The sequence below is a fragment of the Shewanella sp. SM23 genome, from assembly GCF_025654295.1.
Classification (GTDB): Bacteria; Pseudomonadota; Gammaproteobacteria; order Enterobacterales; family Shewanellaceae; genus Shewanella; species Shewanella oncorhynchi.
In genome coordinates, this window is sequence record NZ_JAKKRM010000008.1 from 84,834 (window position 1) to 110,535 (window position 25,702).

18 protein-coding genes and 2 pseudogenes are annotated in these 25,702 nt (G+C 41.7%); 12 read left to right on the forward strand and 8 right to left on the reverse strand.

Annotated features, from left to right (window positions below):
• Window positions 1–467 precede the first annotated feature (467 nt).
• Together L5L98_RS11950 and bla are read right to left on the reverse strand one after the other, a co-directional pair.
• Window positions 468–692 (reverse strand): annotated as a pseudogene (locus tag L5L98_RS11950) (transposase); the annotation flags it as partial.
• Between the two features lie 456 nt (window positions 693–1,148).
• Window positions 1,149–2,021 carry a class A beta-lactamase gene (gene bla / locus L5L98_RS11955; protein WP_263141060.1) on the reverse strand — a complete coding sequence of 291 codons (873 nt, stop codon included), beginning with the start codon at window positions 2,019–2,021 and terminating at the stop codon, window positions 1,149–1,151.
• A gap of 480 nt (window positions 2,022–2,501) precedes the next feature.
• Between bla and L5L98_RS11960 the strand changes: the two are divergent.
• Window positions 2,502–2,681, forward strand: a pseudogene (locus L5L98_RS11960) (IS5/IS1182 family transposase); the annotation flags it as partial.
• Window positions 2,682–2,799: 118 nt separating this feature from the next.
• Here the strand turns inward: L5L98_RS11960 and L5L98_RS11965 are convergent.
• From L5L98_RS11965 to L5L98_RS11975, 3 genes are all read right to left on the reverse strand, one after another.
• Complete coding sequence (locus tag L5L98_RS11965) at window positions 2,800–3,189, reverse strand: VOC family protein (RefSeq protein WP_263141063.1); 390 nt, start codon at window positions 3,187–3,189, stop codon at window positions 2,800–2,802.
• 98 nt (window positions 3,190–3,287) lie between these two features.
• Complete coding sequence (locus L5L98_RS11970; RefSeq protein ID WP_263141065.1) at window positions 3,288–3,881, reverse strand: RidA family protein; 594 nt, start codon at window positions 3,879–3,881, stop codon at window positions 3,288–3,290.
• A gap of 185 nt (window positions 3,882–4,066) precedes the next feature.
• The gene (locus tag L5L98_RS11975; protein ID WP_263141067.1) at window positions 4,067–7,678 is read right to left on the reverse strand and encodes a transporter substrate-binding domain-containing protein; all 3,612 of its coding nucleotides are present in this window, start codon (window positions 7,676–7,678) and stop codon (window positions 4,067–4,069) included.
• A gap of 724 nt (window positions 7,679–8,402) precedes the next feature.
• On the opposite strand from L5L98_RS11975, the gene trpC reads away from it, so the two are divergent.
• From trpC to L5L98_RS11995, 4 genes are all read left to right on the forward strand, one after another.
• Window positions 8,403–9,206 (forward strand): indole-3-glycerol phosphate synthase TrpC, encoded by an 804-nt coding sequence (gene trpC, locus L5L98_RS11980; protein WP_263141069.1) that lies wholly within the window; start codon window positions 8,403–8,405, stop codon window positions 9,204–9,206.
• A 176-nt stretch (window positions 9,207–9,382) separates the two neighbouring features.
• Window positions 9,383–10,108, forward strand: coding sequence for an SDR family NAD(P)-dependent oxidoreductase (locus L5L98_RS11985; RefSeq protein ID WP_263141071.1), 726 nt, complete (start codon window positions 9,383–9,385; stop codon window positions 10,106–10,108).
• Window positions 10,109–10,241: 133 nt separating this feature from the next.
• Window positions 10,242–10,934, forward strand: a complete 693-nt coding sequence (locus L5L98_RS11990; RefSeq protein ID WP_263141073.1) for a response regulator transcription factor — start codon at window positions 10,242–10,244, stop codon at window positions 10,932–10,934.
• 546 nt (window positions 10,935–11,480) lie between these two features.
• Window positions 11,481–11,927: a GNAT family N-acetyltransferase gene (locus L5L98_RS11995; RefSeq protein WP_263141075.1), complete on the forward strand. Its 447-nt coding sequence runs from the start codon at window positions 11,481–11,483 to the stop codon at window positions 11,925–11,927.
• A gap of 497 nt (window positions 11,928–12,424) precedes the next feature.
• On the opposite strand, the gene L5L98_RS12000 is transcribed toward L5L98_RS11995, so the two are convergent.
• The 3 genes from L5L98_RS12000 to L5L98_RS12010 all read right to left on the reverse strand — a co-directional run bounded on the left by L5L98_RS12000 (window position 12,425) and on the right by L5L98_RS12010 (window position 16,290).
• Window positions 12,425–14,485, reverse strand: a complete 2,061-nt coding sequence (locus L5L98_RS12000) for a protein-disulfide reductase DsbD family protein (RefSeq protein WP_263141077.1) — start codon at window positions 14,483–14,485, stop codon at window positions 12,425–12,427.
• Window positions 14,486–14,514: 29 nt separating this feature from the next.
• Window positions 14,515–15,579 carry a redoxin family protein gene (locus tag L5L98_RS12005; RefSeq protein WP_263141079.1) on the reverse strand — a complete coding sequence of 355 codons (1,065 nt, stop codon included), beginning with the start codon at window positions 15,577–15,579 and terminating at the stop codon, window positions 14,515–14,517.
• A 102-nt stretch (window positions 15,580–15,681) separates the two neighbouring features.
• Window positions 15,682–16,290, reverse strand: coding sequence for an FMN-dependent NADH-azoreductase (locus tag L5L98_RS12010; protein WP_263141081.1), 609 nt, complete (start codon window positions 16,288–16,290; stop codon window positions 15,682–15,684).
• Between the two features lie 161 nt (window positions 16,291–16,451).
• On the opposite strand from L5L98_RS12010, the gene L5L98_RS12015 reads away from it, so the two are divergent.
• From L5L98_RS12015 to L5L98_RS12045, 7 genes are all read left to right on the forward strand, one after another.
• The gene (locus L5L98_RS12015; RefSeq protein WP_263141083.1) at window positions 16,452–17,837 is read left to right on the forward strand and encodes a PLP-dependent aminotransferase family protein; all 1,386 of its coding nucleotides are present in this window, start codon (window positions 16,452–16,454) and stop codon (window positions 17,835–17,837) included.
• A 456-nt stretch (window positions 17,838–18,293) separates the two neighbouring features.
• The gene (locus L5L98_RS12020; protein ID WP_263141217.1) at window positions 18,294–19,160 is read left to right on the forward strand and encodes a PhzF family phenazine biosynthesis protein; all 867 of its coding nucleotides are present in this window, start codon (window positions 18,294–18,296) and stop codon (window positions 19,158–19,160) included.
• 119 nt (window positions 19,161–19,279) lie between these two features.
• Window positions 19,280–19,570 (forward strand): hypothetical protein, encoded by a 291-nt coding sequence (locus L5L98_RS12025; protein WP_263141085.1) that lies wholly within the window; start codon window positions 19,280–19,282, stop codon window positions 19,568–19,570.
• Window positions 19,571–20,530: 960 nt separating this feature from the next.
• On the forward strand, window positions 20,531–21,751 hold the full coding sequence (locus tag L5L98_RS12030; protein WP_263141086.1) for an EAL and HDOD domain-containing protein: 1,221 nt from the start codon (window positions 20,531–20,533) through the stop codon (window positions 21,749–21,751).
• A 32-nt stretch (window positions 21,752–21,783) separates the two neighbouring features.
• Window positions 21,784–22,116, forward strand: a complete 333-nt coding sequence (locus tag L5L98_RS12035) for a hypothetical protein (protein ID WP_263141088.1) — start codon at window positions 21,784–21,786, stop codon at window positions 22,114–22,116.
• Window positions 22,106–24,454, forward strand: a complete 2,349-nt coding sequence (locus L5L98_RS12040) for a hybrid sensor histidine kinase/response regulator (protein ID WP_263141219.1) — start codon at window positions 22,106–22,108, stop codon at window positions 24,452–24,454. Before L5L98_RS12035 ends, L5L98_RS12040 begins: the two co-directional genes overlap by 11 nt.
• Complete coding sequence (locus L5L98_RS12045; protein ID WP_263141089.1) at window positions 24,447–25,697, forward strand: response regulator; 1,251 nt, start codon at window positions 24,447–24,449, stop codon at window positions 25,695–25,697. Before L5L98_RS12040 ends, L5L98_RS12045 begins: the two co-directional genes overlap by 8 nt.
• The last annotated feature ends 5 nt before the right edge of the window (window positions 25,698–25,702 follow it).

A 25,702-nucleotide genomic window follows, 5' to 3' on the forward strand; every position in this document is an offset into this window, starting at 1 on the left:
TAAGACCTCTTCCCATTATTATGGGAAGAGGTTTGTATTTGTAAGATACAAAGTTCCTAATTCATTTCTGCCCCAGCTCGAAGATCCGCCCTTTGTTGTCTGATAATTTGAAATAGATACCAAATGACCATAAGGGGCTTCAAAAATCGTTACCGTGAATCAGGCTTACCTAGTCTGATTCACGTATATAACCGAGCCATTTTGCTGTGCGCTGACTTAGTGGTCGTTTATACATCACGACTCAGTTAGAGCCCTTGTTAAGCAATAGTTTTTATTTAGAAAAGCTTAAACTATACATTTGGTTAAATGTGCATGCGCGTTTAACAAATATATGTGCATATCTAGTTTATAGGGAATTTTTAAGTATGAATATATTGGTGACACTACCTGACATGCACTTTGATAAAGAGCTTGATATATCGGCAAGGCGCTTGCCTTTTTAGTATTTCTTTCTCCATGCGTAATCATTTGTTTTTTCTACGTAATCGCTTCAACTCATCACGCTCAGACTCTTCTAAGGTGATGCCTTGCTGCAAGGCATCGTGTTTTTCTTTCTAGTTGTAAAGCGGGCTAGTACTAACCCCAAAAGTCTATGCTGCATCAGCAACGCGATAGCCTTGCTCTAACACCATCAAGACGGCTTCATCTTTAAATGCCTGCGGATAACTCTTATGTGATTTCTTCAGACTCATATAGACCTCTTAATTTGTTGACCATACTGTCTCAAATTAAGTGTCCGATGGGATTAGATCAGAACACTGATAAAATTAATTGCGACGCACCAGCCCAATTTGCACTGATAGAAATCTATACTATTGTCATATTGATAAATGGTATTTTGATTCTCCGGCTATGGATGGCTAATTCATGATTTTCCGACCTATACGGGTTCTAATCTCATCAATTCTGTTAATCGTGTTCGGTTTTATCGCCTTGTTTCTGTTTAAATTAATGCAGCCAGAATGTATCCTGTTTTTAATTTTTTGTTAGTTTTCTCGATTTATTCATCGATTCCACAGTCCTCAACTAAATTAAGTAAAGCAGCTTAGTGTTTAATGATTTAATTGCTAGTATGCAATGTGATAGTTACCTTTTTTATAGAAGGAGTAGACTCCTCTAATAAAAAAGGTAATTCTCAACTAATCAAGTTATTGATATTTAATATAAATAACTTTTCCTATTTCTGAGATTATTTTATCTCTTTCTTCAATTGTTGTTCCACTTTTTCTTACGAATATTGTAACAATCACGGGACTTTGTGCTTCTGACCAAGCCATTGATATAATACCTCGCACACCATAATCACTGGCGCCAGAACGATCCGCGATTGACCAACCATTAGGTAATGATGCTCTTAGAAGACCATCGGCTACTTTATTTCCTTCCATCCACTGCTTCAATTTTAACTTTGATTCTGCTGATAGAATATTACCCAAAAGAAGTTTATTTAGACTTTCAGCCATTGCATTAGCGCTCGTCGTATCCCTTATATCATACTCTATATTCTTCGTTAATTCCGGTTCGTAACGATCTGAACGCCAGACATTATCACCTATTGATCGCATAAAGTTAGTCAACCCACTTGGTCCACCGACTGCAGATATAGTGTAGTTCGCAGCAGTATTATCACTATATGTTAATGTAGCTTCGCAAGCATCATTGAGAGTGAGTTCTTTACCAACGTAATTTTTTGTAACTGGAGAATATTCGATAATATCACTCTTTTTTAATATGATGGAATCACTGAGTCTAAGCTGTCCTTTGTCCACTTTGGCCAATACATTCGCACAAGCCAATGCTTTAATTGTACTGTTGAAATGGAAACGCTTATCCCCATGTACGGATTCCATCTCGTTTGACTCGGTGTCCAATACTGTAACCCCAATACTCCAACCTTGTTTTTCAAAATACTGTACTTTATCTCCCAGTATAGAAGCTGCAACGTTCGGTGAAACAATAATACAGGTAGAAAATAACAATGAATAGATAGGTGATAACTTAGGTATTATTGACTTGCTCATAACTTTCCTTTAAGTGTTAAAATAGATAATGCAGTCATTTAAATAACCGTATTTATATAAGAGTTTTAAGGTTGAATCTTATTCCACTATGAAGCTCAAATTTTTAGTTCGATTGAATCAATCAGCTATCCTTTTAACTTATTTGGTTTGATAAATTTGAGAAGCTGTCCCAGTATGAATGGCTTTCCGCTCGCAGATGCGGACTACTCATAGACTCAAGTCAAACCCTAATCGGATTGATTTAACCATCAAGTTCACACAGCCGACATAAGACTTGTCTTAAAAGACAATAAACTGGGCAATCTTGTGGCTACGAGTTTTTTCAACTCTTCACTGGCTTTGTTATGAATTCGAGTGAACTTAATTATGTTCTTACAATTAGCTAACTGGCTATGGGTTTATGCGGCGTTGTTGAGCAAATCAGTGAAATAATCGGTGTTCCCATCATCAGATCTCCTGACTCACCTTCAGGGCGGCTACATGGGTAAATCAATACATAAAATCGTTAATTGGAAGCAATGTAACCAAGCATTAGTGAGCTGTGGCTCGCTCACTTTCTGGGTGGATGAAGCTGCAGTAAAAGCGTGGTACTGCCATGAACATCATGGCGTGCGTGGTCGCGGGTTTAGCTATAGTGATGTGGCGTCCATCACATCACTACAGCCACTACTGAACCTCATTAACGGCTATTGCAGTTATGGCTTGTTAAACCGATCTCAGGTTAAGTATATGGTTTAATAATGTGGGAGTCTTAACTAGAATTCGGCAACAAAACCTGTTAAAAACACTCAAGAAGGAACTTAGTCGGGTGTGGCCATACTTCTTCTTCTGGCATATCAAACTGTAGAAACTCTACCAAATCACGACCTTCTAAAACAAACGCTACTGTAACCCCATTGCAGGGGCTCGTTGGTTCGAGAATCACCTTTCGGCCCTTGATTGCCTTTTGCAGGTCTTCAACTACATAGCCAATATGAGGCTGTGTTCTTATGATTTCAGGTAGCGGACTGTCCTTATCAAACTCCATCCACTCCATAGCATAGGGGGATTCAAAATATCCTGTGGCATGCATTTTCAAGCCAGCATTATAAGTTTTATCAGGAAGCCTTTCAGTTATTGGGATTCCTACGTGATGAAACGTAATCTTCTGGTAGATTGAGTTGCTCATACTAAAATTCCGAAAATAAAATTAACAATTCTTAGCGCTACATATAGAGTGCAGAGATAAAATATGCTCTTGAATGCCTAACGTCGAATTGTGAATGGCTACCTACAATCAGAAGGAGTCGTTTCAAGCTTTTCCGATACGATAACACTAGGATTTTTTCGTACCGCCGTAATATCTATTTCAACACGCATCCCTCTATTGGCCAAACTCGCCACTTGTAATGTTGTACGGGCAGGTAAATGGGGTTGCGCTTTAGTGCCAAAGAACTGAGCATAACCATTAGCAAAGCCTTCTAGGTCCATTTTATTATCCAACGCAGGGTCTCCCACTAGAAATACCTGCATCTTCACCACATCACCAAGCTCAAGGCCAATGTTCACCAAGGTTTTTTCTATCTCACGTAGTACGGCTACCGTTTGATTCTGGGTGTCACCACCATAAGCTAGAGGGCTATCGAGTGGTTGATCGTGATCTTGGATTGGTGGGAGTTTACCAGATAAATACACCATGGATGCAGAGACGGGCACTTCAACAGCGGCAGAAACAGGAACACTTGCGCTGACCGAATGACGAATAATGTAATTATCCGCATCACTAGCACTAACAACAGTAGCACCGACAACATTAGCCGAAATCGCCCCCGTATAAAGAGAAAAACATACAGCTAACCGTGACAAGCTTGACTTAGTCATTCTGCTATCCTTTTAACTTACTTGGTTTGAGAAAATTCCAGTATGAGTTGCGAACCTCTTATAGCGGCAGACCGCTCATCGTTTAAGACACATCCTTATCGGATAGATTTAACCATTAAGCTTACATAGTCGATATAAGACTTGTCTTAAAAACCAATTAACTCGGCATAGAGCTAATTGGTTTTTCAACTCTCCGCCAGCAGCCGCATCTGAAGCGCATCTAGGAGATGCAGCGCCAAACTAATGTTATCGAAAGATCTCTTATCTCCCTTTTCCGCACCGTCTTCTAGCACCTGACACACTTTGACAAGTTGCGCATCACCGGCAAGCTGCGCCCCCCCTTTAATCTTGTGAGCCAGCCGAGCAAGCGCCTTGAGATCGTTTCCCTCACCTATCTCGGCCAACTTTAGCGAGTCCTCCCGTAAGGTCCGCAAGATTTCCTCGACCAGATCATCGTATGCCTCCGGTTTAAGAATGCGGAGCTTCTCCAGTTCGTTATTGGCGCCAGCGGCTTTTGCTTGTAGCTCACTGCTTCTGGATATTTCGCCAATTAAGCTCGAAAGTTCCTCAATGCTGACAGGCTTGAATAAACATTTGGTCATACCAGCAGCCAGCCCTTTCTCAACAGCAGAAGATTGAGCATTGGCCGTCAGGCCGAAGATCGGATGAAAACCTTCCGCCTTCTCCTCCTCAATCGCGCGGATACGGCTACTGAGTTCGAAGCCATCCATGTTAGGCATGTTGCAGTCGGCAATAGTGAGGTCGAATGAGAGAGAGGCATGGGCCCAAACATTGAGTGCTGACTCGCCGTCGTCGCAAGGAACAACCTCATGACCAAGGTATTCAAGCTGCTGGCACAAAAGCAGACGACTAGGAGCGTGGTCTTCAGCTACCAAAATTCGCAACCTGTGGGTAGATGCCGATTGCAATGGCACCAATTGTGGCTGGGTGTCCACATGAACAAGCGGAGCCTCGAAGCGCAGGAGGAAGCACGAGCCCTTACCTAGATCACTTTCAACCGAAAGCGTTGCCCCTAGTAACTTGGCCAATCTTTGGCAGATGTTCAATCCAAGGCCTGAACCATCACGACGCTGCTGCACACCGCCGGCCTGTACGAAGGGTTCGAATATCACCTCTTGGTCGGCATCGCTCAGGCCTGATCCGCTATCTTGGACTTGGATCTCATAGCTAGCATATCCATCACATATACGGCTCATGTCTTCACGTAGTACCAACTGTACAATCCCCTGCTCTGTGAACTTGATAGCATTGCTGAGCAAGTTGGAAATAATCTGATTAAGCATTAGGCTATCAATCATTACTCCCCTATGGGTAACGTCGATAAGCAGCTTGTATTCGAGGTTCTTTTTCCGCGCATTGGCCTCAAACAGACGATGAACTGATTGTATCAACACCTCCAAGTCTGTTGCTCTGAAAGACGGCTCAAGGACGTTTGCCTCGATCTTAGATAAGTCAAGAATATCGCCGATCAGCGCTAAAAGAGACTGTGCAGACTGATAAGCCACATCTAGGTTCTGCGCCATTTTTTCGGGATCGTCGGTTCTCAGGCGCAACAATTCAATCAGCCCCACCACAGCACTTATAGGTGTGCGAATTTCATGGCTCATGGTGGTTAAAAACACCGACTTGGATCGGCTGGCCTCAACAGCTTGCTCTTTCGCCTGCTGCAATTGCTGCAGCAGTTTCACGCGCTCAGTGATATCCAGCCATCCTCCAATCACGCCTCGGTAGCGGCCCATGCCATCCTGAAACGGAAGTATCCAATGATAAATATGGAAAGGTTGTCCTTTTACATCTACATCTAAATCCGCGACAACAGGCTTGCCCGTTTTCACTACCTCCAAGTACATCTGGTGATAGCGCGCGACCAGCCAAGGTGCGACGTAGCTGTTTTCCAGCAATGTCTTACCGACGAACTCCTCCCGCGACGCCTGCATAAAGTCCAGATACGCCTGATTGCAATGAATCAAGCGTCCATGCTGGTCACGTACATACAACGCGACTGGTGAACCATCAATTAAGGTTCGAGTGAACTCCAACTGATCCTTCAGAGCCTCTTCGGCCCTTTGTCGGCGACGAACCTGCCTCCTTAAGTAGTAGTTCCAAAGGACGAAGATCAACGCAAACAGCGCACCACCACCGATAACTGTGTAGATCTCGTTTTTGTATGTGCTCCATGAGCTAGCAATTGCAGGTGCGTCATGGTTATACCAGCGATCAGTCAACTGTCTGAGGCGCTCGGGTGGGATATCCAGTAAAGCTTCGTTGATGATGTCCTTCAATATTTGCTTGTCGGAGGCTGCAGCCATGACGATCCTGTCAGGCCTCGGCCCAAACACCGAAGCAACATGCAGGTCAGCCTGGAAATACTGCTTGATGAAGTAATCGGCAACGAACTGGCTCTGCACACTGCCATCGACTTCCCCGCTTATCAGCATCTCCAGTCCTTGCGAGGTGTTCTCGACTGCTACCGCGGTGATACTCGGATGATGCTTGCCCAACCATGCAAAACCAGGGGTATCACGTACAATAGCCAAACGCCGGCCATGAAGATCATCGAGGCCGTGAATATTGGCCTGTTCTCGCCGGGTCACTACCACCAACGGACTCATCAGGTAAGGACGTGTATAATGCAAAGGTCCAGTCACAGAACCAACGACGCTTAGTGCAACGATTAGGTCAGCCTGCTCTCTCTGAACCCTTCCGATCATATCCCCAACGCCATCGCCGCGTATGAACTCGAACCTCAGGCCAGTACTGCGCTCAATCTGCTTAAGCAGGTCAACGCTCAACCCGTGCAGCTGGCCATGTTTATCATAGAAGGTCAGCGGCGCATCAAGGGCGGACACAATCACTCTGATTTCCGGATTCGCCATCGCCCATGTTTGCTGTTCTGCACTTAACCGAAGAGGTTTTCTGGGGATCACGAAGTCTTCGCTCAGCTCCCAGCGCGAAGCAATTCTTAGCATCTCGGACAGGGAAATAGCTGAGAGCGACTGATTAATTGCGTCTAGCAGCTCGGGCTGTTTGGCGCTGACGGCGAAGTTAATGTTCCCAACATCAGGTACATCCTTTATGTGATCGAAATAAAGCAGGTTAGGAAACATTTGCGGTATCAGATATGCTGCAGTGGTGGAGCTCGTGTACATGGCATCCGCCTGGCCATAAACCACCGCAGTGAGTGCTTGCGTGCGATTGCGATACCTCATCAGTTTAGCGAGCGGGTAGCGCTGCATGAGCTGTTTTTCCAGCAGGGAGGAGCCAACATAGGCAAGCCGCTCATTGGCCATTTTCGGATCAGTATTATAGGCATCGCTCGTACGTCGGATGACAACACGGTGATTAACCAAATAGGCAACCGACTGGCGAACACGCGAATCACTCGGTTGCCCTGTATCATTGAAGGCAAGAATCTCGATTTCGCCAGCGACTAGCGCCTGCATCGCGTCCTCGCGACCTAAATAGCGGACAATTTTGAAGCGAACCCCCAATGTCTGCTCTAATGCCCCCAAAACATCAGCCGTAGCTCCCTCAAAGTGAGCCGAATCAAGTCCCAGATGCATAGGTGGCCACGCTTCGCCCCATATAGCCACTCTAACCTCTAATTTTCTATCAAGCCAAGACTGAGTTTGCGTATTGAAATGTACTTTTGGACTCACCACTGGCGTACGGTTCAAGAGCCGTACGCTATCCGTCTCCTCACCATAAGCCACAGCGCGAAACAGGCAGGAGGTAGCAAAACCTAAAAATAGAAGTAGGAAATATGAGTATTTCATAATGGTTTGTACCAAAAACTGAGGATTTAAATCGAAGGATGGTTAAGTTAATGAATCAAAGTTTCGAACTAAACCTCAAGCAAATTCAATCGCCTCATCATCCATGGCGACACATGAGCGGTTTTGAGTAACATAGTGCAACCTTAGGAGCTACAGAAGCGCGTCTATTAACTGGCAGGCATCAAAGAATCTCGCCTGCGCTTTGTTGAGCGCGGCGAGTTTTCTAACTTTACACATACTGCCATTCCCACATACTGTATTGCAAAGGTACTACCGAGACATTAGGTACGGATAGACTGGGCTTATTATGTATTATACTCACATGCTCGTAACAGCGTCATAGAAAAATACCTTTCCTGACCGCATTCAATGTCCGATGAAAATATTGACTTGCCGCCACATATTTAAGACCAGTCTTATGCGCAATCGAAGGTAATCTCGATATAATTGTCAAGCATCTAGATAAATCCATATTAATAGCTGTACAGAGAAGAAATTAGAACTAACTAAGATTGCTACCCATAGAGGCATATAAGCTGCAAAATCTGCTCACTAAAAATTGAAAACATTGAGTCTGCAGTTGAACCTTGGGAGCAAAGTTTTAGAACTCCACGTCAGTGGTTACTCAATACCTAGATAGAAGTGTGTACTCTCTTTTTAATCCAGCTAATTTTATAAATTAGGGCTCTAGGTTACGCTAACCTCTGACGAATAAGGAAAATAAATGAGCGATATCCTCAGAAAAATCAAGTCCTACAAACTTCAGGAAATTGCAGTAGCTAAATCCGAAATTAATATTGATGAGATCAAGATGATGGCAATGGAACAGCCTGCCGCTCGTGGTTTCTACAATGCACTTAAATCTCAAAATCAGCATAGTCAACTTGGGTTGATAGGTGAGATAAAGAAAGCCAGCCCATCAAAAGGGCTTATAAGAGAAAACTTCAATCCGGCAAATTTAGCAAGGGCTTATGAAGAAGGTGGTGCTACTTGTCTATCCGTGCTCACCGACATGCTGAGCTTTCGTGGAGCGCCACAGCACCTTATCGATTCGCGTAGTGCTTGCAATCTACCTACGCTGCGCAAAGATTTCATGTTTGATCCCTACCAAATCTATGAGTCTCGCGCCTGGGGAAGTGACTGCATCCTGCTAATCATGGCTGTATTAACCGATGAACAAGCGGCCGAGCTTGAAGATATCGCGTTAGAACTTGGTATGGATGTGTTGATCGAGGTCCATAACGTAGAGGAATTGTTACGAGCGTTGCGAATGAGGTCACCACTGCTCGGCATCAACAATCGGAACCTGAATACCTTTGAAGTTAGCCTAAATACGAGCGAAAATCTGGCTCATATGGTCCCAGACAGTAAACTGCTCGTAGGTGAAAGCGGAATCTTTAACCATAGTGACTGCCTACGCCTGAAAAACGTGGGAATTAATAGTTTCTTAGTTGGTGAAAGTTTGATGAGGAAAAAGGACGTTGCAAATGCAACCAGAGAGCTATTAACTGGCCTTCCCCAAAGTTGAACATTCATTAGACGTTGACCAACAACAAACATACCAATCTCTCATAGATAGTATATAGATTCATGCAAGGCTTGCTTCCAGCGGTTTCCATGCTTCATGGACATGCAGAGCTCTACATGAATTCCCAAAACTAAAAAGAAAATTTGTGCAAACTCTTTAAATGAGACAGTAGAACGATGAACCAACGTGCTTTAATAACCGGTGGTAGCCGCGGTATCGGCTTAGCAATTGCCAAAAGCTTTGCGGCACAGGGCTCAGATTTAATATTACTAGCGAAGAATTCTAGGAATCTTGAGCGAGCTAGGAGGGATATATTGTCCACACACCCCAATTGCCAAATCCAACTGATACCAGTGGATATGCAATACCCCGAAGCGGTTGACCAAGCCATAACTTCGCTATTAACTAACTCAGCCCCCATCAACATATTGGTTAATAGCGCCGGGATTTTGTTGGCAGGGACCTCGAAACTAAGTGCAGCGCAAGTAAGTACAATGCTGACGATAAATATAACCTCGACGATGATAATTACCAATCACTTAGCCGATCATATGAAAAGGATCGGAGCAGGCTATATTTTCATCTTGTCATCCCGAGCTGGTGTAGAGAATCTTGCAAAACTAGGTGTATATGCGGCTAGTAAAGCAGCGCTGATCAGCTACAGCGAGGCGCTATACAAAGAACTACTACCATTCAATGTGCATGTCACCTGCCTGTGTCCAAGTGTAGTCAATACGGACATGACCAACGATGGTCGCATCGACAATGCAAGCAAGATTCAGGTAGTCGACATAGTTAATGCTGTGGATTTTCTTCTAACACAGGGAGAGCATGTACTGACACCACGGCTTGATTTGCACTCCAAAGCCCTAAGCCTTGAGCAGTTAAAAGTAAGTTTGTAAGCCAAAGCTAACTTGATTGAGCAGTACTCCTTAAGCAGGGCATTAGGTTTTAACATCCGACAAAACCTGCTACCTTTGCAGGAATTGACTGTATTAGATTAAAGTACCAGGTAATCCAAAGGAGCTGACACCAATGCAATGGTCACGCAAGCCACTAATCAGAATTGCCCTGCTGGATGACCACACATTGATCCGCGAGGCGCTGAGTATGCGTATCTCAGCAGAACCCGACTTCAGTTTACAAGGTGTCTACTCAACCAGCACCGAGCTGCTCAATGCAATGCGCCGGAATACCTTCGATCTTCTGGTGCTTGACTACCAACTGAGTGACGGTGAGTTGGATGGTTTGCGTCTGATAGGTCTAATTCGCCAACGTTATCCCGATTTGCGCATAGTTATCTTTTCCTCCGCTGAACGTCCCGCTACTGTACATATGAGTATCCGCACTGGTGCCAACGGCTTTGTCGGCAAATCGCAAAATACCGACGACCTGATTAAGGCTATTCGAATGGCCGCGCGCGGACGGTTATATTTGTCGCCGAGTTTTGCAACAGAGCAGGAAAAACAGTCCTTTTCCCAATCTATTGATGTTGCTTGCCCTAACGAGAGTAAACAAGGCTTAGTTAACTATTCTGATTTGTCACCAAAGGAAAGCGAAGTGCTTCGCTGCTGTCTCACAGGCCTTACGGTCAACCAGATCGCCCTGAAATTCTCGCGTAGCAAAAAGACTATCAGCGGCCAAAAGCAAGCCGCCTTCCGCAAACTTGGTATTAGTACCGACTCAGAGCTGTTCAAATTGGAGGCAGAGCTTAGCAAAACGCACTGACGCACTCTCATACTCCATTACCGTTGTTATCTCATCTCATGTGATTGAAGTTCGGCGCTACTGTAGTGTTATCTGTAGCGTTGTTTACACCTTAATGCGTCGTTACCCCATAGATATTTTATGCTGAAACTCACAAGTTAGAGTTAAAGGTTTAACTCAGAAATGTCCAATTGTAAGTTTGCAAAGGTTTAATGGATATTCGTAGTAAAATTACACTTTATCACTAGAGTTATTTTGGGATTCCTTATTTGTCAGACTATGGGTAGATTTTATGTCAATGTATGGTTATATGATTTAGCTAAGTACTTGTTCCTAGACACGCTGAGATGTCATGGTTTGGTTTCAGCGACAGTAGTTTCGCTGAACCCATACCGTTGGCAGTGTTATCCACATAGCTCCATAAAGTTGGCACCATTTTTATTGACCACTTCAGCGGTATTATTTGAATGGAGCATTCATGGCCTAGTCATTTATGCACTTTTTGGCCCTGTAGCTTAAGTCATTGCGGCTTTAAAGTTGACCATCACTTTTTAGCCGACAACGGGTATGGCTTACACACTTCAACACCTTGATAGCAAAGAGGCCTTTGGGGCCAGTTTTGACCTAATGCGTATCTTGCGGCCGCATATCACCTCTCCAGCTGTCTATGTCGCGCAATTGGCGCGTCAGGCCGAGCAAGATTACCGTTTGCTCGCAGCGTGGGACGGTGCTCACATCGTCGGCTTGGCGGGTTACCGCGAGCTGGAAAACCTGATCTACGGACGTTTCATCTACGTCGATGACCTAGTCGTGAGCCCAGACCTTCAACGCAGCGGCTTGGGAGGAAGACTGTTGGCTGCAGTGCGTGATGAGGCTGTGAAGCGTCAATGTGATCACTTTGTCTTGGATACCGGCCTGCATAAGCCCTTAGCACAACGCTTCTATTTTCGTCATGGGTTGCTGGCTCGTGGTATGCACTTCACCCAGAAACTTCGGGGTGGGGAACAAGCATGAATAATGTTTTGTTGATCAATGCCGGTCCGCATGCGAGCCAGTTCCTGTACTAACTGGTTGAATGCGAACTGGGGGCTAATCCATTGCTACCGTAGGACATGGACTACGCTCACGCTCTGATCACCTCCACGATATTTAAAGCACTGCTGTTCGAGTTGCCCGAAGGGCTGAGCGGCAAATTAGGGGGCTGCGATGTCCTGCTCATTGCCGCTCGGAGGACCGTGCGCTGCCATGACACTCGTGATTGATCGGGTGTTTGGTGGTGCATCTTTGTGAGGTAGCTTCCTTAATATTCAGGGATAGAATAGAGTAAATCCCAAGTAATCAAAGCTCTATATCTCAATGGCATCTAGGTGATAGCAGTCCTAATGAGTTATCAGGACTGCTTATTACGTCAAAGTTGATTAATGCTAGAATTTATTCAGCAAAGCCAACACTAAGTGCAGATGGTTAAATTAATGCTTAAAATGTGACATTACAGTGTCGTATTTAAACTTTTATCCTTTGGCCCGTTCAATTAATATTGTTTGAGACAATATTTGAGGTAGAACAATCGGTTTGTTTACGCCTTTTTTATACCACAAATACAAAGGTACTCCAGAACGCCCATGTTGTGATAAAAACTCAGTGATCTGACTATCTCCGTTCGTCCAGTCGCCAATCATAGTCGCGACATTATGTTGTTTAAACGCTGCTTTGACTTCTTGGCGCTCAATCGATGTTTTCTCATTTACCTTGCAGGTTAAACACCAGTCAGCCGTAAAATACACAAACACATCTTGCTGCGCGCCTAAGATATTGAGTTGTTCTTGGCTAAAGACAAGCGCTTCCGCCACCTCTTTTTGTTCACCCTGTGCATGGGATTCAGCCTGTGGAACCCAATAAAGGATTGCCAACAGAGGCAGTAACGTCAATAAGAGGCTAGGCCACCACTGGCCTTTATGCTGCGAGTGTTGCCACAAACCAGTAAGCCATAGACCAAAGGTGGATAGCATGGTTGCTGCAAGTACAGACAAGACATAATTATCATTTGATTGGCGCATCAAAATCCACACTAGGCCTAATACGGTAATAAACATAGGCAAAGAAAGGATCCGCCTTGCGGTGACCATCCAAGCCCCTGGCTTAGGTAAGCGAGTACGTAATGCCGGAATAAAACCCACCAATAGAAACGGTAATGCCATGCCAAAACCTAAGCTGGCAAAAATTACCAATGCCACCGTCGTTGGTAATACTAAGGCGGCACCTAAAGCTGTCGCCATAAAGGGCCCGGTACAAGGCGTTGCAATGAATGCCGCTAATACCCCAGTCCAGAAATCTCCCATGGGGCCTTTTTGATCTTGCAATTTAGAACCTGAGGTTAATGTCCCTATTTCGAACAAGCCCGCCAAATTAAACCCAATCGCGCTCATTAACAGGATCAATGCGGCAATTACAGCTGGACTTTGCAACTGGAATGCCCAGCCGACTTGATGCCCCAAGGCCCTAAGGCCTAAGATAGCGCCACCTAAGCAAATACAGACCAACACCGCACCTAAGGTATAAGCAACTGAGCCCATCCTCGCCGCTTTTTCCGAACCTTGATGTGACAGACTCAAAATCTTTAAGCTCAGGATAGGAAATACACAGGGCATGATGTTAAGTAGTAAGCCGCCTAGAATTGCGCCCACAAAAGCCGTGATGCCAATCAACCAGATGTTTTGATTGCTGGTATTATCTTCATTTATCGGCGGTACAATAAACGCGACATGGTCAGTTTTATGGGCATCAAAGCGTAATGCGGTACCATTTTCTAATACTAAAACTCCTTGAAATAAATCAGCTAATTCATCACCCTCTTGCGTTTGCATACTCAGCACATCGCCTTCATGGTTCAGGATCTGCTGTGCATTGTTTACTAGGGTGTTATTGATGATGGGATAGATATGGGCATTACGGCTGTCGACTGAACCGTGTAGCGGTAAAGACAGCGTCAGAGTATTGTTCTCGACTGCAAACTGCCCCTTAGCATCCAATGGTCTAGGTAGCATCTGACGCCATTGACTAAATTGCCGCTGATGATGCTGCTCAACCTTGCCATTCCCGACCATGAAGTCTTGCTCGATCGTCTGTTGTTCTGGCAAGCAGCTTGTTGGATTACATACTAGATAGCTGATATCGAGCTTGATGGGCAACGAAGTACCAACTGCAATGCTGCTATCAATAGTGATAGGCGCAAGCAAGGTATATTCGCCGTGATAAATGTAATTCATGATATCACTGGTCACCAGCTGACTCGGCGCCGGATATTGCACCTCTCCTATCGTCACGCCTTCGGGCAACTGCCAATCAAACCGCGTTGGAAAGCCTGCATCACCGGGATTTTGCCAATAACCATGCCAGCCTTTTTGAGGTGTCATGGTGATAGCGAGCTCGTGGGTTCCAGCTGCAGGCTTGTCAGACTCCATCATCATGGAAATAGAAATTAGGCGCTGAGACTGACTTAGCTCATTGGCCATAACTTGCAACGAACATATTAGGATAATAAATCCTGTTATAAACTGAGCTAAACGTTTCATGTCACGCCTTTATTATCAAGATGAAGGGGTTATTTTAATGCTGAAATCGTGTGTAAAACGGCATCAAAATCATCATCTTGAATCGAGGATTTTAGGATAACCTTACCGTCAGCGTCGATTAAACTAATGCTTGGTACTTGGTTAACACCAAATTGCTTGAACAACTCACCATCGCGATCAAACACGATTGGCATAGTCGTGCCATAACTCTTACGATAATCCTTAAGCTCAGCAACTGATGACCATAAGTTGGTCGAAACCGTTACCCATTGCACTGTGGATGCTTGCGATTTTTTCTCCAACAGCTCACGCACCCGAGTACAGGCCTGCGAAGTCTTAGGCTCTGTTGTTTCTAAATACCACTCACACCAAGGGCCAAAGAATACCGCTGCCACTTTTTTACTGCTGGCTGTATTAAATTTAATATTAAGCGGCTTTTCGTCAATGGTAGAAAAAGCGAGATCAGGCACTGTATCGCCCAAGTTATAACCTGAATCTTTCGCTACAAAGGTCGGATTATGTAAAGGTTTACCTGTCGCTTTTTCAGCGACTACTTTATCCAAAGCCTGATGGAACTCTTTATCATCCTTATGACCGAAATAAGCAAATTTACCATTTTTATCAATCAATAAATGTTGAGGGGTAACACGTAAGTGGAACGCACGTGCTAGCTTGCCATCATCAATAGTAATGGGCATGGTCAAGCCCATTTTTTTACTAAACTCGGTGACAGATTTTATGTTATCGCTGATACCTGTGTTCACCGCAATGACTTGAACCTTGTCACCGTACTTTTTATAGATATCTTCAAAGCTCGGCATTTGTTCACGGCACGGGACACACCAGGTTGCCCAGAACTTAATGTAAACTGGCTTCTTACCATAAAAATCAGCAAGATCAATCGTCTTCCCATTAATGGTTGTCATCTTCATTTGAGGGGCTGGCGTGCCAACCAAGGACTCCCCAGCTGATTTAGCTCTTCGTTCACCCTCGGCCGAATAATCGTCTGCGCTATGGGCCACTTGAGCCAAGGTAAATAAACATAACAATGCGATCAATGGCGTTTTTAGTAAGGTATTAAAGCCGGTAGTCATAACAATTTTCCTATCATTTTTACTGAAAACGTAAGATACCTTTTAGCCTGAGTGTCCCAGCGCCTAAAAGGTCATGAATTAAATGGCTGTAAAGACAGTTGATTAAGCTAAGACGGTCGCTAAATGCTCACATACTCGACGTTGAACATCTGCGATTTTTTGTTGTACTAAGTCAGTGCGATTTGCTGTGCCTTCAATCGTGAAAAATAAGACACTATTGAGGCCAATGGTGGCCAAGATCGCTTTGATATAGGGGGTAAAGAAATCGGGTTGGTAGGCGGCTTCACCAGAAAACACTCCGCCCGACGAGACTAAAACATAAACCGGCTTATCGGCCAATAATGCCTGCTTTCCGGTGGCGGTAATATTGAAGGTCTTGCCGACTCGAACCACGTGGTCCAGCCAACTTTTAAGACAGGAAGGTACGGAGTAGTTATGCATAGGAGAAGCTATGATCACCAGATCTGCCCTCTCAAGTGAGCGGATTAATCGATCCGAAATGGCTAAGCTGCCCTTGTTAAGATCATGAGCACTGTCAGCCGCGCAGAGTGAGTTAGCATAATCACTGCCGATGTGTGGCAGGCCTGTGGCATCGAGCATGTCGATATTGAGTTCATGTAAATCAGTGAGTTGGTCAATCATGGCTTGCGCCACACTATAGGTCGAGGACGCTAGCTGTTGCGGGCTGCAGTTAATCACTAAAATCTTCATATTTTCTCTCTACAGATAAGCATTGTCATGTTTCAGTTTTCCCCAATACGCCGATATGATACAAATACCCATGGCTCATAATAAGAGCCATAAAGTTATTTTTTTAGTGGACCATGTTGGCAGGTGTGTGTCGCTTATTACTGAGTTCTAGGGGCAGAGGAATGACTAAAGTCTTGGCCTATAAGCAAGTTTATCAACGCATTCATACTGCGATTTTGCAAGGGATACTCAAGTCCGGTGAGCGGCTCCCCTCTGCTCGTACCCTTGCCAAGGAAATGGGTGTCGCACGCGGAACGGTAGAGGAAGGTTATGCCATCTTAAAAGCCGAAGGCTACATTGAGTCTAAAGGCCAAGCTGGCACTGTGGTCAGTCGACATTTTTTCGAGCTAGCTAAGGTCCAAACCATTCAGCTACACACTCGCCAGCCCGGCTTCCACACTGAAATAGAAACTTCTGCCGTACTTCCCTTTCAGCTAGGTATTCCAGCGTTAGATGCCTTTCCAAGGCAAGCTTGGTCAAGAATGGCGGCAAGATGCGCCCGTAACATCCAGATGGATGATCTGATTTATCCTTCTGTTTATGGCAGCCCGCAACTCAGGATAGCCATAGCGCAGTATTTACAGCTTTCCCGAGGGGTACAATGTGAGCCCACCCAAGTGTTTATCACCTCTGGATATGTCCATTCCATTAACTGGATAGCCCATGTGCTGCTAACGCCACAAGCCAATGTCGCCGTAGAAGATCCCGGTTACCCACTGACCCGGAAAATCTTGGCTAATCAGAACCTCAATATTGTGCCAATCGTTGTCGATAAAGAAGGCATAAATTTACCGTCCAACACCCAAGCGGACGCGGTGATTGTGACCCCTGCTCACCAGAGTCCAACTTGCGTGTCCTTATCGCTCCAGCGTCGACAGGAATTACTCAGTTGGGCAGAGACTAACCAAAGTTGGATTATTGAAGATGATTATGACGGTGAATATCGCCATACAGGTCAGCCGCTACCGGCGTTAAAAAGTTTGGATAATTTTGATAGGGTTATTTATTCAGGCACCTTCAGTAAGGTGCTTTTCCCCAGTTTGCGAATGGCTTATATAGTGGTGCCCAAAAGTAAAGTGTCAGCGTTCGAGCAATGCTCTGAACTGTATGCCGGCAATGTTTCGGGGCTTACCCAAGCTTGCGTGTTGGCTTTTATGCAGGAAGGCCATCTTTCCCGGCATATTCAACGGATGAAAAATCTATATAGAGAGCGCAGAGAATTAACCGCCAGAGTCTTTAAACAAGTGTTAGGCGATAAGGTATCGATTGAACCACAACCGGGTGGAATGTATATGATGGTAAAGCTGACCGACCCCAATATTGATGATGCTGAGCTGGCCAACAGGATGATGAAGGCAGGGTTATTTGCTCAAGGGTTATCGCAATGGTCATCAAGACCTGTTCACCCAAGCTTAATTTTAAGCTTTACCAATATTAGTACTGAAGAAGAATGTCGAACCTTAGTTTCTCGCTTCAAAGATATTTTAGGCAATGCTAATTGTATGTGAGAGAGTTATAAAAATCGCTGGATTTTATTATGGAAAAATGAGCTGAAGTGATTACGAAAGTTGAGCTTAGTGGAAAACTATGCGTCACATAGTAGCAATGGGATATTTGGTCGTTTTTTCTGCATTAAAGGGGCTCTATAGCAAAGACATTGCTTACAAAAAACAAAGGCTAGCAGTTTTTTCGAAGTAGAAACCATTGCATTAATGCGTTAAATCGTGCCCGTGAATCACTCTAGGTGAGCTAGAGTGAATAAAAAAGCAAAAATGATATCAAATGATTACGCACAAAGCCGCATGAAACAGCTATCCCTAAAAAGCAAGTTTCTATAGCTCATTAACATCAGTTAGCATGGACGTGGCAACGGCCATAGTCGAGATTGAGTCAACACGCGATTTATGCCCTGCTATCATCGCAACGCATAAATACTAAGACGGTATATGGAGAAATTGATATTGATGAAAGTTAAAGCTTATTTGGTTAATTCCTTTACTGCCAATGGAAGCGGAGGCAACCCTGCAGGCGTAGTATTGAACGCCGATAATCTGTCTAACGAAGCTAAATTAGCAATAGCACAAGCCGTTGGTTATTCAGAAACTGCCTTTGTTTCTCAAGATGACGAAGTCGACTTTGAGTTGTCTTTTTTTACCATAACGGGTGAAGTTGATTTCTGTGGTCACGCAACATTAGCGGCATTTTCAACAATGCATCAAAAAGGGATGGTAGCCGAAGGGCAATATGTTCAAAGGACTAAAGCGGGTTTACTTACCGTAACGATAGAGTCTAATGGCAATATAGTGATGGAGCTGAAGTTACCTGAATACCTTGGGATGTTTAGTTACGAGGCAATATCAGAGTTAATTGGCATTGATCCGGCAGTACTAGAGTCAACTCAGTTACCTATTGAGGTTATTTCAACAGGCTTGCCTGATATTATTGTTCCAGTGCCATATGGATATCTAGATAGAATCCAAGTGAATGAAAGTTTGCTCAGTGACTTCTGTAAAAAACATGATGTTATTGGTATTCATGCTTTTGAATTATGTGATAAAAACAGTGGGTTGACAGCGAGTTGTCGGAATTTTGCTCCTTTGTTTGGTATTCCAGAAGAGTCCGCCACGGGGAGTGCTAGTGGAGCATTAGCATGTTATCTAACCAAGCACCTTGGCGGTGAACATACGAGTCGTTTTACTTTCGAGCAGGGCAGGGCAATGGACTGTATTTCAATAATTACGGCGTCAGTTACGTCGAAGGAGCAGGATATTCTCAGGGTTATGGTTGGTGGATTTGCGCATGAGGTTGGGCTGCTGGAAATCTCCGTATAACAAATAATTTAAGCAAATCCGTAACGCTTGCCGCTATGGGATTGCAGTGAGTTTGAGAGGTGTGCAGCGACTTGGTGGAATTCTTATTTGGGGAGAAGCATGAGAAAGGCTGATAGAAAATGAAAATCATCGACTATTTGGTTCAAGTAACCAACTTACCTAGCGATTTACTAGAAGTGTCTAAAAATACAAAGTCAGAGCTCTACAGAACTTATAGAGTATATAAATTGCTCATAGATTCTAAGCTACTTTGGAAAGTCTGGCTTATTGATGAGCACGAGCAAGTTTGGCTTGAAGTCAATTTTATTAATTGCGAGGGGAAGCCAGAATTTCATACCGTGAGTTTGGATAAAGGTACCTATCAGGAAATAGGGTTTGATTCATATACCGCCCTGAGTAGTTTGGAGTAAATCGGAACTAACAAGTATTAATATGACTAAATACGGTGGCCTATTCTTCAGCCCGTTCATTTGGCGTTAACCATAGCTTCTCTAATGATTATTTAGCCTCTAATTGTGCCTTTGAATCTAACTAGGCAAGTTTGATTTACAAGCTGAAACCTGTCATTTATCTCTAGCAGATACCTCACTCGCTTTTGTCCAATTGTAAGTTTGCAAAGGTTTAAATCACATTCGTTGTAACATCACACTTTCCCATTTGAGTTATTTTTGGTTACTCCTATTTGTCAGGCTATGGGTACATTTTATGTCAATGTAGGGTTACATGATTTAGCTAAGTAATTGTTCCTATTGACACTGCTATGTCATGATTTAGGTTCTGCGACAGTGTTGTTATCAAGCTAGCTCAAAATTGTGTTCATCACCTGCTTATGTTGCCCGTTTATGTGGATAACGACACTACACGGGCTCAGCCTCGCATCAAATCCAGTCAAATCGTTGTGACATCCTCGCCAACAAACCCTAGTGCGGTAAGTTCTTCATCTAGTATCACTGCTATGTAATGACGCCATTAACTGGCAATAAGCCAATAAGCCAATAAGCCAATAAGTCCATTATGTCTAAAAGGATTAATAATAGTTTTTTTCAGTTTTAACTGTTCATTTTACTCATTTTATTTCGTTGCGGGATACTAGAATAGCGGTTCATTTAATACTTGATTTTTATGGATAAACAAGATAGTTATACCTCAAAATAGGTATTTATATCTTGAGTATGATTTCTTAAATATTCACCTAAATTAAGTATAAATCTGAGATTTAAGCCGGATTTAATCGCTACTTATATCAATTTATAGTGTAGGCTTGAGAAAGTGCTGTTGAAAGATGATGCACCTAGGTCTAGAATGAAAAATTAAAGGACTGATTCACTAATGATTATAAAGTTAAGTGACCCAAAGGGAAGAGGTGAACTATGCGCTTTTATATGGCAAGACAGCCTATACTGAATAGAAATAAAAACGTTGTTGCTTATGAGTTGCTCTTTAGAAATAGTCGGGATAACTATTTCCCACAGGGTGTTACAGACAATGTTGCTACAGCTAAAGTTTTTGTAAATAGTTATTTAAGTATGGATCTAGAGGATTTAACCGAAGGGAAGCCAGCATTAATTAATTTTCCATCTCATTTCTTGCGAGACCATTTGTTATACATGTTTCCATACAAAAATATTATTATTGAGGTATTGGAAACTGTTAGCCCAAGCGAGGATAACTTTATTTTAATTAAAGAGTTATTTAACTTGGGTTATTATCTTGCTTTAGATGACTTTGTTTATTCTCCTGAGTGGGAACGTTTTTTTCCTTTTTTTAAACTTATAAAAATTGATATAATTTCAACGCCTTTAGATAGTGTTTCTCATCTGATTCCTAAATTTAGACAGTATAATTTAAAACTACTTGCAGAGAAAGTTGAAACATTGGAAGAGTATAGGCTAGCTAAGTCACTCGGTTTTGATTATTTTCAAGGTTATTATTTTTATAAGCCAGAACTCATAGAGGGGAGTGAAATAGGTGCTACACAACATTTTGTTATGTCTATTTACAATGAGGTTTTTAAGTCTGATTTTAGTTATAAAAAACTTGAACATTATTTTTCTCAAGATTTAGATCTTACCTATAAATTACTAAGGTATGTCAATTCAAGTCAGTTTGAGCATGTGAATGAATTTACCTCAATTAAGCAGACTATGATTTTTTTAGGTGAAAATAAACTTCGTAAGTTTGTAAGTCTCATTATTTTGGCTGAACTTAATCCCAATAAACCAGTTGTGTTAATTAATAATACTATAATCAGGGCTCGGTTATGTGAAGAGTTAATATCATTAATGGGATTTCCTTTGTTGAAAGAGTCAGCATTTTTGACTGGATTATTATCTACTTTAGATGCCATTTTAGATAAGCCAATGAACAGAGCGATAGAGCAGCTTCCTCTTGAACAGCAAATAAAGCGTGCTTTACTTAATAATCATGGATACCTAGCTCATTGTTTACAACTTACTCTGGCGTATATGGAAGGTGATTGGGTTACTGTCGATTATTTCATTGATAATTATAATATGGATCCTGAGAGGCTCATCTCAGCGTGTGATAAAGTGTATAGCTGGTTTAATCAGTATAAAAATTCAGTTCAGTAGTAATGAATGCTAGTTTGCAATAAGGATATGCGATGATGAATGGTATTGATTTAGACTTGTTTGATTCTTGTGCATTTATGCTATCACCTGAGGGGGAGTGGTTAGGCGAGAATCAAATTTTCTCAAATAATAATTTTTTAAAAAATGCCAAGAAAAAAATAATTCAGCATTTTGAAAAACTTAAACAGGATATCACGCCTAATGAATGCTTAATGATAGGAAGTAACTGTTTAAAGTTTAGCCTATTAAAGATGGTCAATAAAAATTTTATTGTGCTCTGTGTTGTAGAGCATGATGCGCCAATAATAAAAAAATTTGAGTATAACCAATTCAGGCGTGAGGAGCCTGCGGGTGATGATATCTAGATATCAGCAAATTGCTTCAGACGGTTTTCTTGTCATAAATATTCTTGGCAATATTGATTTTATTGGTGGCGGGGTTAAATACCTGTTTCCATATTTACATTTTGATAATTATATTGGTAAGTCATTTTTTAGTTTAATTCAAGATATTGTTATCTATGAGATTGTTGGTAGAAATAATTATAGAATTATGAAGTGGTTTAGATATAAATTTGCAACTAATAAAAAAATATGTCTATCTTTTAAAACTAAATCAGGGTTGTATTTTGAGTATAGAGATTTATTCCTTGATGATGGAGCTCGGTTTGGGTTAATTATAGATGAATCTAAACGATATGAGAAAGAAAAAGTATTAATAGAGAAATGTTCAGAGCTGGAACAATTGAATAGCTTTCAAAGTGATTTTATTGCCACTCTAGGTCACGAGATTAGAACACCATTAAATGCAGTGCTAGGCTTAATTGAGCTCAGTTTAGGTAATGTAAGGGCACAGGATAAGAAGTTATTATCTGTCGCATTCAGTACTTCAAAACAAGTTTTATTACTCATTAATAGTATGTTGGATTTTAAAAAGACAAATGAGAGTAGTGCAGATGTTAAAAATGACTCGGTAGATGTTAGGTTGTTAGGCGAATCTGTTGTTGATGCGTTTAGCCTTCAAGCAGATAAAAAAGACATTAATTTAGACTTTTTTATGCCATTAAATTTTAATCGCAGAGTTATTTGTGATGAAGTTAAACTAAATCAAGTTATCTATAATTTAATCTCCAATTCAATTAAGTTTTCCAATAAAATTGACTCGTCGATTCTATTAGAAGTAGAAGTTCTGGAACAGTCATTCGAAAATGTAAAACTAAAGTTTTCTGTTATTGATAATGGTATCGGTTTAACTGAAGAGGAACAATCAAAAGTGTTCGGTAAGTATGAGCAGGCATCATCAAATTCTTACCGTCAGTATGGTGGTGTTGGCTTAGGCCTATACATAAGTAAAAGTATATGTCGTTCAATGGGAAGTGATCTTCAGGTTATTAGTCGTATCGGTGATGGTAGCGTTTTCTATTTTGTTATTGATTTTGCTTTAGATAGTCACTTTACGGCACCTGATGTAAGCGGCTCCTATCGTTCTGATATTGATGCTTCAGTAACAGCATATACTAACAGTTCCATTTTTCACGAATCAGTTTCAAGATATTCCAAAGAGCTTGATTTCGAGTTGCTATATTTACCAAGTAATGAATTACTGGAATTTGAAACTGAAAGCTCAATACTTTTTATTGACTTGAATCAAAATGATATTATCTCAAAGAATGAATTTGTAACTAGTCTTTTTACAAGAAAAGAAAGAGTTGCAGAGTTAAGGAGAGTGTCACTTTCTAAGTCTAACTCCGACTACGAAGTGATTTCATATCCACCACTCAGAATTCAATCAGTAACTGATTTCGTTAATGTTAAAAATTATTTGAATATTATTGACGAGCAGGCTTCGGATAGTGCTGATTATAGTAATATTAGTGTGTTAGTTATTGATGATTGTCAAGAAAACTTATTTGTTATCGAAAAACAGTTATTATCTGTTGGAGTCATAGTTTCCTGTGTTCAAGATCCGATGCAAGCAATTGAGCTTTTTAAGACAAATAAATTTAATGTCGTTATTTCTGATGTGATAATGCCAACTATATCGGGCTCAGACCTCATTGGCGTCATTAGAGAAGTTGAAGGGTATCGGGAATTAGCGCCATCGATTATTGTGATGTTGACCGCTGATCATGGCGACATATGTAAAGATGAATGTTTGCAGGCTGGAGCAAATCGCGTACTTGTAAAGCCTCTGACGTTGAATGATTTGATTGGCCTTTTAGATGAAGTAAAAGTCACTTTGTCAAATAATGCAAGTTTAAAAAAGTCTACAGTTAAAACTGATAATACTTCTTTTGATAATAGCTTTTTCTGTTGTGATGAAGCACCGCAGGAATTAGTGAATATCTTACAGATAGTCAACTTATCAGATATATATAACTTTGTAGGTGAAGATATAAGCGATGAAGAATTATCTATTTTTTTAGAGCAATATTACAGTAATTTACTTGTTAAGCGTGAAGCATTAAGGTCTGCAATTGTGGATAATGATCTTCGTATTATTACTGCAATTAGCCATACCCTTAAAAGTAATTCTCTTTACATAGGAGCAAAAAAATTAAATTTATCTTGCCAAGAACTAGAGTGTGTTTCGCATAACAATGCTATTGATTACAAAGTTATCTTAAAATGTTGGCAAGAGGTTGATGATGATTTATTTGCGCTAATTGAGTTTTTTATGCAAAGGAGTAATGCTAGTGGATAGAGTCAATTTTGAGCATATCGTTCTCTATACGAACGACCAAGATAATGATAGATTATTGATAAGTGTTCTAATTCGTCATTTTTCTCGTATTCATGTGATTAAAACGAATGCTGAGCTTGTTGAGCAAATCAAACAATCAACCCCAAAAGTGATTCTTGTTGCTGCTGAAACTTTACAAGAAACTTTACTTATTTATTACGAAGCCATAGAGGAATTGCAGGCTGTAGAAATATGTGAGCATGCTGTTGTTTCTCTTATTCCAAAACATCAAGAAAGAGAAGCGTACGAGGCTTATCGTAGTGGAGTGATTAATGATTATTTAATTGCTAGGCCAATGTATGAAGTGCATAGAGCAATTATAATATGTACACATTTATTGCGGGAAATTGGGTTAAGAGGAAAATATAAAAAAGTAGAAGAGTTTGTAAATGTGCAAGATAACTACTCTTCGCATATCAAGGAGATTGTCCTTAAAGGTGTTCAGCGCAAGAAGGATTTAGAACATAGCTTTGAATTAAGTTTGATTGAAATTGAGCAATCATTAGATAAGGCAGAAGCGCACCTTGCAAGTAATAGAACCGCTGAGTTAGATCTGGCTTCATTGAAGAAGATATTATCATTTATTCGTTCTAATGAAATTAGACCAGCTTTGTTGAAACTACAAAGTAAGGCGTTGCACTTACTTGAACTTGTTGTTACTGATGTATCAAATGTGGCGACGGTCGCAGAAGCCCCTTTGCCAGAACAGGAGCATATTGAGGTTAGCAACAAGGCAGTTCCAACCGTGCCTGATACTAAATACACGTATAATCGATTGTATTCGGAGTCAAAAAATTCTCTTGTATCAGTTGAAGTTCCTGTAGTGCCAAAGATGTTAATTGTTGAGGATGATCACATTAGTTTGAATTTAACTATTATGCTTCTTAGAACGTATGCCATTGAACTTGATACATCATTGTCTGGACGTATGGCGTTAGATTTACTTTCTAAGAAAAAATATGACGTTATTTTAATGGACATAAATCTTCCTGATACTAATGGGTTTTATATTATTAACCACATTAATAAGTCTAATGGAATAAATGCAATTACGCCCATTGTTATGTTGACTGGGAATAAAAATAAGTCATCAGTTCAGCAGGCAATAGCTGCAGGAGCTAAAGGTTACATTATCAAGCCACTATATAAGGATTCAATAGTCAAGCTTTTTAGGAAGTATGATATTCCATTGCATTTGCGATAGTTCTA

Coding starts and splice junctions, on each gene's coding strand:
- L5L98_RS12025 (WP_263141085.1), top strand. CDS start 19,280: ATGAAAATCATCGACTATTTGGTTCAAGTAACCAACTTACCTAGCGAT.
- L5L98_RS12000 (WP_263141077.1), bottom strand. CDS start 14,485: ATGAAACGTTTAGCTCAGTTTATAACAGGATTTATTATCCTAATATGT.
- L5L98_RS11990 (WP_263141073.1), top strand. CDS start 10,242: ATGCAATGGTCACGCAAGCCACTAATCAGAATTGCCCTGCTGGATGAC.
- trpC (WP_263141069.1), top strand. CDS start 8,403: ATGAGCGATATCCTCAGAAAAATCAAGTCCTACAAACTTCAGGAAATT.
- L5L98_RS12030 (WP_263141086.1), top strand. CDS start 20,531: ATGCGCTTTTATATGGCAAGACAGCCTATACTGAATAGAAATAAAAAC.
- bla (WP_263141060.1), bottom strand. CDS start 2,021: ATGAGCAAGTCAATAATACCTAAGTTATCACCTATCTATTCATTGTTA.
- L5L98_RS11965 (WP_263141063.1), bottom strand. CDS start 3,189: ATGAGCAACTCAATCTACCAGAAGATTACGTTTCATCACGTAGGAATC.
- L5L98_RS11995 (WP_263141075.1), top strand. CDS start 11,481: ATGGCTTACACACTTCAACACCTTGATAGCAAAGAGGCCTTTGGGGCC.
- L5L98_RS12035 (WP_263141088.1), top strand. CDS start 21,784: ATGATGAATGGTATTGATTTAGACTTGTTTGATTCTTGTGCATTTATG.
- L5L98_RS12005 (WP_263141079.1), bottom strand. CDS start 15,579: ATGACTACCGGCTTTAATACCTTACTAAAAACGCCATTGATCGCATTG.
- L5L98_RS11975 (WP_263141067.1), bottom strand. CDS start 7,678: ATGAAATACTCATATTTCCTACTTCTATTTTTAGGTTTTGCTACCTCC.
- L5L98_RS12015 (WP_263141083.1), top strand. CDS start 16,452: ATGACTAAAGTCTTGGCCTATAAGCAAGTTTATCAACGCATTCATACT.
- L5L98_RS11970 (WP_263141065.1), bottom strand. CDS start 3,881: ATGACTAAGTCAAGCTTGTCACGGTTAGCTGTATGTTTTTCTCTTTAT.
- L5L98_RS11985 (WP_263141071.1), top strand. CDS start 9,383: ATGAACCAACGTGCTTTAATAACCGGTGGTAGCCGCGGTATCGGCTTA.
- L5L98_RS12010 (WP_263141081.1), bottom strand. CDS start 16,290: ATGAAGATTTTAGTGATTAACTGCAGCCCGCAACAGCTAGCGTCCTCG.
- L5L98_RS12020 (WP_263141217.1), top strand. CDS start 18,294: ATGAAAGTTAAAGCTTATTTGGTTAATTCCTTTACTGCCAATGGAAGC.
- L5L98_RS12040 (WP_263141219.1), top strand. CDS start 22,106: ATGATATCTAGATATCAGCAAATTGCTTCAGACGGTTTTCTTGTCATA.